Source organism: Pseudactinotalea sp., from assembly GCF_048594945.1.
Lineage (GTDB): Bacteria > Actinomycetota > Actinomycetes > Actinomycetales > Beutenbergiaceae > Pseudactinotalea.
This window is the reverse complement of sequence record NZ_JBMDXJ010000136.1, coordinates 1-12,128: the sequence shown is the minus strand read 5'-3', so window position 1 is coordinate 12,128 and position 12,128 is coordinate 1. Positions and strand designations below refer to the sequence as shown.

Here is a 12,128-nt window from a genome sequence, read left to right as displayed (position 1 = left end):
TAACCTCCCTGGGTGGTGGGGCTCCCCGCCCGGGCGCCGCACTCCCCGGGCCCGGGACACGGCATCAGTCCAGCTCTTCCCAGGGCCCCCAACCGGCACGATCGGGGGCCTCGCCGCGGGTCCACCAACGCGCCTGGTAGCGCACGCCCTCGTGCTCGACGACGTCGCCGTGCGTGAAGATGCGCGTCGCCGTCCACAGCGGTGTGCCGTCAGCCACGGTGCGGATCTCCTGCCAGGGTCCGGTGACGTCGCCTGGGCGCTGCCCGCGGGTCCACCAGCTCGCTTCCCAGGTGGTCCCCTGGAAGGTGACCTGGTCGCCCGCGACGTACACCTGGTCGGCGTCCCAGAGAGCGGGCGGAACCGCGTGATCGGGGCTGACTGGAACGAAGGGCTCCGGCACCTCGCCGGTCCAGGTCACTAGCGTCAGGATCGATCCCTGGCCACCGGCACTCGTCTGGGTGCTGAGGTAGTAGAGCCCGTCGCCGAGCGACTGGAACCCGACGTTCGCCACCTGGTTCCACCCTCGGAGGCCGGTCGCGGCATCCTCGAGCCCGTCGTCGGCGAGCGGCACCAGCAGGCCCTCCTCGCCGTCGAGCCCTTCGAGGGTCTCGAGGCTGGGCTGTGCCTCGGCGTCAACGGCGAACATCAGATAGTTCGGGTAGGCGGGCTTCACGCCCGCGTACACGCCCAGGAACCACCGCTCCAGCCATGGGTCGTACTCGAGGTTCTGAATGCCGTAGGTGGTGTTCCCGGTGAAGACGAAGTACTTGCCGTCCACGGCGTCCGGGCCGCTGTGGTGCGGGTCCTCCTCGCTCAGCGGCTGCTCCATGCCTCGCCAGTCGCTGATGTCGTACTGCAGCAGGACCTGATGGTCGTTGTCGGTGCGGTCCACGTTGCTGTAGATGCCGTAGCCGACCGTGAGGAGCTGTGGGCCGCCGGTCTGGCCGAAGGCCGGTCCGAACGCGACGCCGTCGATCCCGCTGCAGCCGTATCGGTGGTCAGCGGTGTCCCCGGTGTTGCCGTCGAAGATGCCGTCGCCGTCCATGTCGGCGGTGTAGTCCTCCACGACCTCCTCGAGGTACACGGTCGAGACGATCGGCGAGTTCTGTGCGTCGATGCCGATCTCGTCGATCTCGTCGACGTCGAAGATCGCGATGTAGAACGCCTCGGCATCCTTGTACTCCAGCGAGCCGTAGACACGACCGTCCTCGGCGTTGAAGTCCAGGTCACCGAGGTGGCCGGTGAAGCCACCCACCGAGCCGACGATGTTGCCCGCCAGATCGGTCTTCACCAGCAGCGTGGTGAACGAGTAGTAGATGTAGCCCTGCTCCGGATCGACCGCGATACCTTGCACGTGCGAGGTGGGCCATGGGCCGTTGGTCAGCTCCAGCTTGTAGCCGCCCACGGTCTCGGCGCCACGCATCGTGACCACGGAGCCATTCTTGCCGGTCAGCCCGATGCTGCTGACCGCGCGGACCTGGAGCAGCTGCTCGGCGTCGGGCAACCTGGTGAAGGTGTGCCTGTCCGCACTGGCAGCGGGGGCCCACTCCAGCTGGTCCTCCGGGGTCCCGACGGCGGCGGCCACGACCTCGTAGCCGACGATCGTGGCCGGATGGCCGTCCTCGTCCGCACCGGGACTCTCGGGAGCGTCCCAGGTGATCGTCGCCGTGTCGGCGTGCTCCTGAAGGTGCACGTTCTGCGGCGCCGTGGGAGCCGAGGCGCGCGGCGCGATCTCGGTGATCCGGATGTCGTCGAAGGCGACCGTGGCCCGGCTGTACCGGAATCCGAAGCTGCCACCGGTGCGCTGCAGCTCGTCTGTCGCCATCAGCAGCTCGCCGTCCAGGCGTGCCTCGAGCGAGGACCCGTGCACCTCGACCACCAGCTGGTGCGTCGTGCCGGTGCCCATGTCGAAGGGTCCGGGGTAGGCGCTCAGGGCGTTCGATCCCGACTGCGGCCGCTGCACGAACTCGACACCGTTGGACGCCGTGGTCCCGCTGCGCAGACCGAGCCAGGCCCCCCAGTGGTCCTCGACGTGATAGTCGAGCCCCACGCTGAGCCAGCGCGCGGCGTTCTCCACCTCGACGAACTCAGCGGTGACCTCCAGCCGGAAGTTCTCCGGCGCCTCCGGACCGAACCCGATCCGTGCGGCCTCGCTGCCGCTGGTCGACTGCAGTCGACCGTCGACCACTTCCCAGTCGCCGAGCACGGGATCCCATCCCTCGGGCAGCGCCCCGCCGGAGAAGTCTTCCTCGAAGATCACCGGCTCCGCTCCGCCGTCGTCGGTGTCGGCGAGCGCCGGCAACGCCGGCGCAAGGCCGGCAGCGATCAGCGCCGCCCCTGTCGCGGCCGCGATCCAGCCGCGCCGTGCTGTGTGGGTCTGCATCTCTATCTCCTGTCCATGGCACGGCGACCAGCAACTTTGCCTGCTCGCCTGCCGTTCGATTGGTGGCGTCGGCCAGGAGTCGGGTCCGACCGACGCCACCGGCCCGCCCTACGGTGGCGCAGGGCGAACGATCTCAGCTCATGCACCGCCCGAACGCGTGTAGAGCTCGGTCCACTGATCCACGACCGACTCGCGGTTCTCGGTCAGCCATTCCACGTCACGGTTCACCCAGGTGACCTCGTCGTACGAGGGCAGGAACTCGAGCGTGTAGTCGGCACTGGTGGTCATGCGGACGGTGCCGCTGCCCTCGGCGTAGGCGGCCTGACCATCGGGGCTCATCAGGTAGTTGATGACCTGCTTGGCCAGGTCCGCGTTGGGTGCGCCCTCGATCACGGCGGTGCCGAACGCCGAGGCGCTCGTGCCCTCCTCGGGGTACACGAGGCGGATGTGCGACGCACCGCTCTTGAGCAGCGCCGCGATGCCGTCTTCGTAGGTAAGTCCGACGGCGTACTCGCCGTCCTCGGTGCTGGCGAACGGGATGGAGGAGGACGAGACGATCACGAGGCCGTTGTCCAGAAGCGCCTCGATGTAGTCCCAGGACTCGTCGGTGTCGTAGCCGTAGACCGCCATGATGTTGCTGATGTTGTTCCAGGCAGATGACGACGACGTCGGATCGGCCATCGCGATCCGTCCGTTGAGCCGCGGGTCGAGCAGATCCTCGTAGCCGTTGATCTCCAGGCCCAGCTCCGCCTCGATGTCCGTGTTCACCGCGAACGCCACCGTGGAGAGGTGATCCACGTTGTAGAACCCGTTGGGCGAGCGGTACTCGGGCAGGAGCTCGTCCTCGTGGTCGGAGAGCCAGTGCTCGAAGACGTCCGTGTAGCGATCGCCGTCGGCGGTGTCCAGGCCGCCCCACATCATGTCGCCCTGGGGGTTGCCCGACTCCGATTGGATCCGCGTCGTCAGCTCGCCGGCGCTGCCGTTGACGATCTCGATGTCGATGTCCGGGAACTCTGCGCCGACGATGTCGATGAACACGTTCAGGTCGTTGTCGGTCATGCTGGAGTACAGGACGAGGTGGTTGTCGTCACCGCCGCCACCGCCGCCGCTGCAGGCGGCGAGTGTCAGCGCGGAGGCGACGAGTGCGCCACCTGCGGCCAGGAAGGTCTTGCGATTCATGGGTCGGTCTCCTCAACATCGGGGATTGGGGCTGGTCGGGTCTAGCAGCTGCTACATCCGCACGTCTTCCTCGCGGGTGAACCTGAGATAGATGGCCAGCAGCACCGCAGTGAGCACCGTGAGGATGGCGGAGAAGGCGCACGCCAGGCCATAGCTGCCGCGGGTGATCGCCACGTACGCGGACATGGTCAGCGTGATCGTCCGGTTGTTGTACAGGATGATCCCGGCCGACATCTCGGTGACGATCGCGACGAAGCTCAGCACCGCACCCGACGCGACACCAGCCGCCATCATCGGCACGGTGATCCGCCAGAACGCCTTCAGCTTGGAGGCTCCCAGGCTGCGCGCCGCCTCCTCCATCGAGATCGGCAGATGCATCAGGGTCGCGGTGGCCGACCGTATCGTGTAGGGCATTCGCCGGACCACCAGCATGATGACGATGATCGTCATCGTTCCCGTGAGCGCCAGCGGGGGCGAGTTAAAGGCGATCACGAGACCGATGCCGATCACCGCGCCCGGCATGATGTAGGGCAGCATCGACACGGTGTCGAGGAAGCTGTTCGCCGCATTGGCACGCCGCACCACGAGGTAGGCGAGCAGCACCGAGAGCACGATGATGATGGCGAGTGCCACCACGGCGAACCAGATCGTGTTGTACACCGATCGACCGAGCAGCCTGCCCATCGCCATCCGATAGTTGTCCAGCGAGTAGCCGGGCAGGAAGATCGCCTGATTGTTGTTCCGGAACGACAGATAGACGATGTAGAGCTGCGGGAGCATCGCGAGCGCGATGAGCACGTACATGTAGCCGTAAATGAGCACACCGCCGATACCCCGGGGCCGCTTCTTCTGGATCGGGCTGCCCGCCTTCAACGAGAAGCTGAACCGGTTGGCACCGTACTTCTGCAGCAGGAACACGGCGGCGGTGACGATGATCCCGACGATGCCGATCGCGGCGGCGAAGTTGTGGTTCTGGCCGACCTCACCCAGGTACTGGTTGTAGATCTCGACCGTGAACGTGCGGTACCCCTCGCCGATCAGCATCGGTGTGCCGAAGTCGGCGAACGCGCGCATGAACACCAGGAGCGAGGCTGCGAGCAGCGTCGGGACCGTGAGCCGGATCATGACCTGCCAGATCCGCTTGAGCCCGGTGCTGCCCATCAGCGAGGCCGCCTCGAGCAGCGACCGGTCGACGCTGCGGAACGCGGCGTTCATGTAGACGGACACCAGCGGGAACAGCTTCAGGCTCAGCACGAGCACGATCCCGCCGAAGCCGTAGATGCTGCCGATCTTGAACGGAAGGACCGTCTCGAGCAGGCGCGTGGCCACGCCGTTGCGTCCGAGCAGCAGGATCCACGCGTACGCGCCGATGAACGGGGCCGACATGCAGGAGAGCACCGCACCGACGAACAGCAGCTTCGACCCTCGTAGTCGGTAGTAGGTGTAGAAGTACGAGAACGGCACACCGATCGCGAGCGAGACCACCGTCACGGCGAGGCTCACCACGAAGCTGTTGCGGATTGTCCCCACGTAGTAGTCGTTCGCGAAGAACCGGATGAAGTTCGCGAACGTGAAGCCACCATCGCCGTCGACCACCGATTCCTTCAGCACCCCGAAGAGCGGGTACAGCAGGAACATGCCGAACAGCAGCAGCAGACCGAGCGAGACCGCCGTCCAGACGTCCATTCCGAGGATCTTGGATCTGCGCGCCGCTTTGGGCTCCGGCATCGTCATCATGGTGGTCATGACGGCACGCTCTCCCGAGTCGCCGGGGCGCTGCGGAGGTTCACCGATCCGTCGCGGTCGAACACGTTCACCTTGTGCCGCTTGATGTCGAGGAATACCTCGGTGCCTGGCTCGAGCGACTCGTCGAACTCCGACTCCTGCACCGCTTCGACGGCCGTGCCGACCTTCAGCGTGAGGAAGTAGTGGGTGTTGAGGCCGAGGAATACGCCGTGGTCAATGGTGGCGGGGATGCCGCTGCTCGCGCGCGTGTCGAGCACGAACTCTTCGGGCCGCACGGCGACCCGGACCGGGCCCACCGCACTGGCGGCACCGGGCAGGTCGGGGATGACCAGGTCGGCTCCCGCGACGGTGACGTGCGCAACGCCGTCCTTCAGCAGCAGCTGCCCGTCGAGCACGTTGGTGCGTCCGATGAAGCCTGAGACGAACATGTTGGCTGGCCGGTGGTACAGCTCGCGGGGCGTACCGAGCTGTTGGATCACCCCATCACGCATCACGGCGATGCGGTCCGAGACGGCCATCGCCTCCTCCTGGTCGTGCGTGACGTAGACCGTGGTGATGCCGACGCGCTTCTGGATCTCGCGAATCACCTCACGCATCTCGACCCGGAGCTTGGCGTCCAGATTGGACAGCGGCTCGTCCATCAGCAGCACCTCGGGCGAGGTGACCAGCGCGCGTGCCAGCGCGACCCGCTGCTGCTGGCCGCCGGAGAGGCGGTCGGGCATCTGGTCGGCCCAGCGCTCGATCTGGACCAGCTCGATGTACTCCTGCGCCTTGTCGCGGACGTCCTTGCGGGGGAAGTCCATGTTGCGGAGCCCGAACTCGACGTTCTTGCGCACGCTCAGGTGCGGGAAGATCGCGTAGTTCTGGAAGACCATCCCGATGCGCCGCTTCGACGGCTCGACGTCGTTGATCCGCTGTTCGTTGAAGTGGATGTCACCGGCCTCGATCGTGTTGAAGCCCGCGATCATCCGGAGCAGAGTGGTCTTCCCGCAGCCCGAGGGCCCGAGCAACGTGAAGAACTCTCCGCGACCGATGTCGAGGGAGAGGTCCGGTATCACCGTGGTGTCGCCGTAGCGCTTGACGACGTCCGAGATCGAGATGGCGACGCTCAACAACTGTCCTTTGCGAGAGTGGGCTCGGGGTGCTGACGGGCAGCCCGATGCCTCCGCCGAGAACTGCCTGGTCGCCCTCGTTGGTGGACCCGGCGTTCACGCCCGGTGGCTGCGTGGCCACCCTGACACGGGCCACTCCCTGCCCGGCCTCGCCGCACCCGCCGATCGCTCATATGAGCGCGTCACAATCTCATCACGGTCCGTCCGACCCGGAACCCGGCGGTCAGGGCGCTCCCGATCGAGCGTGTTCGAGCACCGGTGGCATCCGCAGCAGCGTCTCCGCGAGCTCGACGTCGACCACCAGGTCCGTGGGCAGCCCGGCCGCACACACCGCCCGGACCGCGGCCGCCTTGACCGGATGACCGGCGGCCGCAACCACCCGGGGGACCTGCCGCAGCTGCTCAGCGGTCACCGACAACGTGTGCCGCCAGAGTGAGGAGTCGATGACCGTACCGTCCTCGGCGAACAGGTTCCCGCCCACCTCGCCGACGGCTCCAGACTGGACCACCTGCTCGATGAAGCGATCGGGCACACCCGAGTATGCGATCGAGATCGGGCGTGGCCGCACCGCACCGACGGCTACCACGGCGGTGGTGATGCGAGCGAATCCCGCCACCACGGCCGCTACCTCGGGATGACGCCGCAGCGCGTTCACAGCTCGCGCGTCGGCATCGAAGAACGGCGCCGGGATCGCGTGAGCGGAGCCACCGGTGAGCGCGACCGTCCGACGCGTCAGCTCGGCGGCAGCATTCCGGATGTCCGCACCGAAGTGGCCGGACAGCTGCACCACCTCGACGGCCGGCAGATGGTCGAGGCGGTCGACCATCGCGTCGAGCGTGCGGCCCCAACCCAGACCGAGCACCTCCCCGTCGTCGAGCCGCTCGGCGAGCACGCCGCCGGCGGCCTGACCGACCACGATCCGCAGACTGTTCTCGTCGCCGTACGCCTCGACCACGTGTGCCCGCTCCAGCCGCAGGTGCCGGCGCAGCCGTTCGGACAACTTCGGCATCGGCGCGCCGCTGGCCAGACTGATGGTGACGATCCCTACCTCGCGGGCCTTGGTGAGCGCACGCGCCACCTGGAACCGCGACAGCCCGAGGTCGTCGGCGATCTGCACCTTGGTGCGGCCATCGAGAAAGTAGGCCTTGCTGACCTCCATCATCGTTCGCCGCGCGGCGGCAGTCACACGTGCGGGCATCGTGGTCCGTGACCTCCTGCCGGGTCGGTGTCGTCGGGGCTCAGCCGATGCGCTGCTCGCGCGCGAGCTTGGCCAGATGCGCGTGGGCGTACTCGCACACCAGCGCGTGGCGGTAGACCAGCTGCGGGACGTCCACGTTGGTGTCCATCCAGAGGCTCAAGCCGCCCATCTTCCAGTGCTTGAAGGTCTCGTCCTCGCAGACGAGCGCGAGGATCTCCAGGAACGAGTCGTCGAACCGCAGCGAGTGGATCGCGCGGCGGAACTCCTCGAGGCTGAGCGCCATGCAGAACGGGATGTTCATCAGGCACAGGGCGGTCTGGATATCGAGCTGAAGGATTCGCCGCCGCTTGCGCTCGGGATCCAGCGGCGGCACGTCGATGCCGCTGAAGTCGAGCTGGTCGGGGGCGTCCACACGCACGTCCTCGAGGGCGATCAGGAGGTCGTAGACGTTGACATCGTGCTCGACGACGGCGTTGTCACCCAGTCCTTGAAGCGTGGTCGGGCGCAGGGTCACCGGGGCGATCTTCGCCTCGGTGTTGTTGATGATGAAGTTGACGAGGTTGGTCTCGACGACGAAGTGCCGGATCAGCAGCTCCACGGCGTCGGCTGCCACGAACCTGCGCAGGAACCACAGGCACAGCCTGTCCATCGTGGTGAGCGTCATCCATCGCCCCGGTGCCACCCTCTTGACGAGCGACAGCACGGCCACCAGCACGCGGGAGAAGAAGCGAGCGTAGGGGTAGAGCCAGCGCCGCGACGTACGCCGCTGGTCATCGATGATCATCCGTGTCAGCGGCTTGTCGAGCGGTATCGAGGGATCGGCGAAGATCGCCTCCCACATGCTCGGGTCGGACCGCACGAACTCCGGGCTCATGCTCAGATCTCGTCCAGCTCGGTGAGCTGCATGACGTACAGCCTGGCGACGACCTTCGCGCAGGAGACGATCGCCTCCTGCGCATCGGCGTCGAGGCGGTCCGAGGACAGGAAGGTGTCCATGGTGCCGGTGTGCTCCACGTCCGCCTCGGCGTGATAGATCATGAAGTGGACCTGGTTGTCGGCGAGCCCGAGCACGTCGGCGAAGCGGCGACCCCACTCCCCCGCCTTCTGCGCGCCGAGGCCCTCGATGATGAACATCGCGCCGAGGCAGGCCACCGGGTTCGGCCGGCTCGCGACACTGAACATGTAGCCCGAGAGAGCTTGCGAGCCGATGTTCTTGCGCCCGGCCTGCAGCGTCTCCAGCGACCCGCCGATCGCGAGGTAGTCGCGCTGCAGCAGCAGGTGGTCGCGGTGCTCCTCGAGCGCGTGGCTGATCGCGGCGGAGCGCAGGTCGAAGTGGTCCATGTCGAAGTTCGATGCGGCCCGGGCGATCCACAGCGACCCGTCCACCACCTGCTGGCGCAGGTTGTGCAGCAGCCGGTGATAGTCCTCGAGCGTGACGTCGCCGGAGGCGAGCGCCTGCAGGATCGGCACCTGCTCGAGCCGCGCCTCGAAGTCGGTCCAGACCTCGGCGAGGCGGTCCAGCAGCGGCCGGGTGTCGCGTGCCGGGGGGACGAAGCCCTCGACCGGGGCGGCGGTGGTGTCGGTCATGCTGAGGTGCTCCTTTGTGCGCGAGGTTCGACGACGGTCAGATGGGCGAATCCGAACGAGAATCGTCCCGACTCCGGCACGGCGAGCAGCACGGTCTCGCCCGGCTGCAGTCGGCCGGTGCGCCACGCCTCGTCCAGGGCGATGTAGATGCTGGCCGCGCCCGTGTTGCCGCAGGTCTCCAGGTTGGAGAACCATCGGCGGGAGTCGAAGCCGGGCACGCGGGCCGCGAGCGCGTCGAACACGACATCGCGGAACGCGTTGGTCGAGTAGTGGCAGATGACGTGGTCGAGCTTCTTGAGGTCGACCAGACCGAGGTCCACGAGCTCCTCGAACTGCGCGAGGCCGACCTTCGCGAGGTCGCCCAGCACCGAGGTGTCCTGCCGGATCTGCAGGAGCCCGGCGCGCTCGGCGCTCGCGACGTCGTCGAAGTCCTGCCACGTCGATCCGGCCTCGAGGGAGTCCCCGTCGAGGCCTGCCCGCATGCAGACCTCGTGCTCGTGGGCGAGCGATACCTGCCGCACCCAGTCGACCCGCAGCGAGGGCCGGTCCGGTCGCGGCTGGAACTCCACGATCGCGGCACCGGCGCCGTCGGAGAGCATCCACCGCAGGAAGTGGGCGTCGAGGTGGTCCTCGACGCCCTCGAACCGCCGCTGGTGCAGCCACCTGCTGGACAACTCGGAGCCGACCACCGCCGCGCGCGGGTGCTCCCCCAGGCGGACCTTGCTCACCACAGCGTCCAGCGCCGCGATGCTGGAGGCGCACACACCGGTCGCGGTGAGCGTCTGCATCGGGCCGCCGCCGAGCCGTCCGTGCACCATCGAGGCGAACCCGGGCACGAGCAGGTCGCCCTGCGTGGTGGCGCACGCCAGCATCCCGAGATCGCTCGCGCGCAGGCCCCGGTCCGCGAGCGCCGCGTTGATCGCGTGGGTGGCGAGCTCCTCGTTCAGGTGGGTGGTCCGGCCGTCGGTGTCCATCGCGTAGTACCGCTGCTGGATCCCGTTGGCGTTCTGGATCCGGCGCCGGATCCGCTCGGTTCGCTTGTCCACGCCGCCCAACCTGCTGGCGACCTCGTCGTTGCCCACCGGCTCTCCGGGAAGGTAGGCCCCGAGCCCGGTGAGATACGCCGTCGCCGTCATGGCCCTATTCATCCATACTTCTCGCCGATCCGGCGATGGGCATGTCACCCCCTGTGGAGGAGGCCACGGCCCGACGGCGGTGCCCCGGTGAGGCTGCTCTCCTCGCCCGTGTGCGCAAGACTGCCCGGGTGAGCCTCGCACCTGCCTGCCCGTGCGGCAGCGACCTGCCGTACGGCGCGTGCTGCGAGCCGTTCCACGACGGCGCCCCGGCCCCCACCGCCGAAGCCCTGATGCGCTCGAGGTACTCCGCGTACGTGCGCGGCCGCGACGACTACGTGTTCCGCACCTGGCACCCGCGCACGCGTCCGCGGGCGGTCACCTCGAGCGTGGCCTGGACCGGGCTCGAGATCGTCAGGACCGCCGACGGCGGCACCGACGACGACCGTGGGACCGTCGAGTTCGTCGCCACCGCACCTGGTCAACGACTCCACGAGGTGAGTCGGTTCGAGCGTCGCGCAGGCCGCTGGGTCTATGTCGACGGTGACATCGGCTGAACCAGCTGGAACGAATCACACGCTCGACGCCGCGGCAACCGGTTGTCATGGGCGGTTGCGGCGATCGCGCGTGCGACTCGTTCCACGACGCGCCGGCTCAGTGCGTCGAGCGGGTGTCGAAGCCGCCGGACTCGCCGGTGGGGTCGACCTCGGTGACGGTCACGGCGTCGACATGTGCCATGGGCGGCCCCTGCTCGGCCCACGCGAGGATCGCCTCCACCTGCTGGTCGGTGCCCTCGATCTCGGCCTCGACGCTGCCGTCGCGGCGGTTGCGCACCCAGCCGACGACACCCAGGTCGGCGGCGCGCCGCTGCATCGAGTAGCGGTAGCCCACGCCCTGAACCTTCCCGCGCACGACCAGATGGACCCGCCTCATGGGTCCATGATGCCGCGCGCGGTGATCAGGAGCGCGGTCGCAGCAGGCAGAACTCGTTGTTGCCAGGGTCCACGAGAACCGTCCAGTCGAGCGGCCCCCAGTCGTGGTCGAGTGGGGTGGCGCCGAGGTCGATGAGGGCCGCGAGCGTCTCCTCGTAGTCGACTCCAGCAGGCGCGCGCAGGTCGAGGTGCATCGGGTTCTTGCCGCGTTTGGGCTCGACGGGCTCGGTGAATCCGAGCAACGGTCCGGCGCCGGAGGGGTGGCGCAGCGTGTGGGCGTAGCGGTCATCGGGGACCCAGTCGGAGGCCGCGAGCCAGAACTCGGTGGCAGCGGGGATGTCGTCGGCATCGAGCGGCAAGCCACCGATCGGGCCGGTGTCCCGGTAGAACTCGCGCTCAGGCATCACGCAGAACGCATAGTCCTCGGGGTCCACCAGCACGACCCACGGCACGTCCCGCTGGCCGATGTCCACGTGGGCGGCGCCGGCCGCCAGCGCCTGCTCCACCATCTCGTCGCGGCGAGCGCCGGCGAACACGTCGAGATGGATGCGGTGCGGCCGCGCCTCCCGATCCGGCACCGGGACGAAGTCGACGAAGAAGCCGTCCATGCCTGGGTACCGCAACCGCATCCCCTGCTGTGACTCCTCCTCGACCGGCGCCTCCAGCAGCCCGGACCAGAAGCGACCGAGCAAGCGCGGGTCCCGTGCATCGATCACGAGGGATTCCAGGCGCAGGTTCATTCGATCGTCAGCCATGCCTGAACGCTATGCGCGACCGGTGACATCCCGAGATCAGCCGTCCAGCCCGGCCGCGAGCGCGATGGCCGCGGCCGCTCCGAACCGGCGCTCGCGGTCCTCGGCGCTCATCGCTTCCTTCCGAAACAGGTGGTCGGTGACGGTGAGCACCGTCAGCGCCTGT

General features: G+C 67.9%; 11 protein-coding genes. 1 reads left to right on the top strand and 10 read right to left on the bottom strand.

The window, feature by feature from the left end:
• Positions 1-64 precede the first annotated feature (64 nt).
• The 8 genes from ACOJSN_RS06465 to ACOJSN_RS06430 form a co-directional block, all read right to left on the bottom strand.
• A complete protein-coding gene (locus ACOJSN_RS06465; protein WP_420111689.1) occupies positions 65-2,383 on the bottom strand; it encodes a carbohydrate-binding protein in 2,319 nt (772 codons plus the stop codon).
• Positions 2,384-2,521: 138 nt separating this feature from the next.
• On the bottom strand, positions 2,522-3,562 hold the full coding sequence (locus ACOJSN_RS06460) for an extracellular solute-binding protein (protein WP_420111688.1): 1,041 nt from the start codon (positions 3,560-3,562) through the stop codon (positions 2,522-2,524).
• Between the two features lie 51 nt (positions 3,563-3,613).
• On the bottom strand, positions 3,614-5,308 hold the full coding sequence (locus ACOJSN_RS06455) for an ABC transporter permease (RefSeq protein WP_420111687.1): 1,695 nt from the start codon (positions 5,306-5,308) through the stop codon (positions 3,614-3,616).
• Positions 5,305-6,420, bottom strand: coding sequence for an ABC transporter ATP-binding protein (locus ACOJSN_RS06450; RefSeq protein WP_420111686.1), 1,116 nt, complete (start codon positions 6,418-6,420; stop codon positions 5,305-5,307). The genes ACOJSN_RS06455 and ACOJSN_RS06450 overlap by 4 nt, the downstream gene beginning before the upstream one ends.
• A 223-nt stretch (positions 6,421-6,643) precedes the next feature.
• Entirely contained in the window at positions 6,644-7,618 is a 975-nt protein-coding gene (locus tag ACOJSN_RS06445; RefSeq protein WP_420111685.1) for a sugar-binding transcriptional regulator, read from the bottom strand.
• Between the two features lie 40 nt (positions 7,619-7,658).
• Positions 7,659-8,492, bottom strand: a complete 834-nt coding sequence (locus tag ACOJSN_RS06440) for a DUF6999 family protein (RefSeq protein ID WP_420111684.1) — start codon at positions 8,490-8,492, stop codon at positions 7,659-7,661.
• 2 nt (positions 8,493-8,494) lie between these two features.
• Entirely contained in the window at positions 8,495-9,205 is a 711-nt protein-coding gene (locus ACOJSN_RS06435; RefSeq protein ID WP_420111683.1) for an iron-containing redox enzyme family protein, read from the bottom strand.
• Positions 9,202-10,341 (bottom strand): 3-oxoacyl-[acyl-carrier-protein] synthase III C-terminal domain-containing protein, encoded by a 1,140-nt coding sequence (locus ACOJSN_RS06430; protein WP_420111682.1) that lies wholly within the window; start codon positions 10,339-10,341, stop codon positions 9,202-9,204. Before ACOJSN_RS06430 ends, ACOJSN_RS06435 begins: the two co-directional genes overlap by 4 nt.
• Positions 10,342-10,469: 128 nt before the next feature.
• Between ACOJSN_RS06430 and ACOJSN_RS06425 the strand changes: the two genes are divergently transcribed.
• On the top strand, positions 10,470-10,835 hold the full coding sequence (locus ACOJSN_RS06425; RefSeq protein ID WP_420111681.1) for a YchJ family protein: 366 nt from the start codon (positions 10,470-10,472) through the stop codon (positions 10,833-10,835).
• Positions 10,836-10,932: 97 nt separating this feature from the next.
• Here ACOJSN_RS06425 and ACOJSN_RS06420 read toward each other — a convergent pair whose 3' ends face one another.
• Together ACOJSN_RS06420 and ACOJSN_RS06415 are read right to left on the bottom strand one after the other, a co-directional pair.
• Complete coding sequence (locus ACOJSN_RS06420) at positions 10,933-11,211, bottom strand: acylphosphatase (RefSeq protein ID WP_420111680.1); 279 nt, start codon at positions 11,209-11,211, stop codon at positions 10,933-10,935.
• 25 nt (positions 11,212-11,236) lie between these two features.
• Positions 11,237-11,965: a VOC family protein gene (locus tag ACOJSN_RS06415; RefSeq protein ID WP_420111679.1), complete on the bottom strand. Its 729-nt coding sequence runs from the start codon at positions 11,963-11,965 to the stop codon at positions 11,237-11,239.
• Positions 11,966-12,128: the final 163 nt, after the last annotated feature.

Coding starts and splice junctions, on each gene's coding strand:
- ACOJSN_RS06465 (WP_420111689.1), bottom strand. CDS start 2,383: ATGCAGACCCACACAGCACGGCGCGGCTGGATCGCGGCCGCGACAGGG.
- ACOJSN_RS06460 (WP_420111688.1), bottom strand. CDS start 3,562: ATGAATCGCAAGACCTTCCTGGCCGCAGGTGGCGCACTCGTCGCCTCC.
- ACOJSN_RS06455 (WP_420111687.1), bottom strand. CDS start 5,308: ATGACCACCATGATGACGATGCCGGAGCCCAAAGCGGCGCGCAGATCC.
- ACOJSN_RS06445 (WP_420111685.1), bottom strand. CDS start 7,618: ATGCCCGCACGTGTGACTGCCGCCGCGCGGCGAACGATGATGGAGGTC.
- ACOJSN_RS06440 (WP_420111684.1), bottom strand. CDS start 8,492: ATGAGCCCGGAGTTCGTGCGGTCCGACCCGAGCATGTGGGAGGCGATC.
- ACOJSN_RS06435 (WP_420111683.1), bottom strand. CDS start 9,205: ATGACCGACACCACCGCCGCCCCGGTCGAGGGCTTCGTCCCCCCGGCA.
- ACOJSN_RS06430 (WP_420111682.1), bottom strand. CDS start 10,341: ATGACGGCGACGGCGTATCTCACCGGGCTCGGGGCCTACCTTCCCGGA.
- ACOJSN_RS06420 (WP_420111680.1), bottom strand. CDS start 11,211: ATGAGGCGGGTCCATCTGGTCGTGCGCGGGAAGGTTCAGGGCGTGGGC.
- ACOJSN_RS06415 (WP_420111679.1), bottom strand. CDS start 11,965: ATGGCTGACGATCGAATGAACCTGCGCCTGGAATCCCTCGTGATCGAT.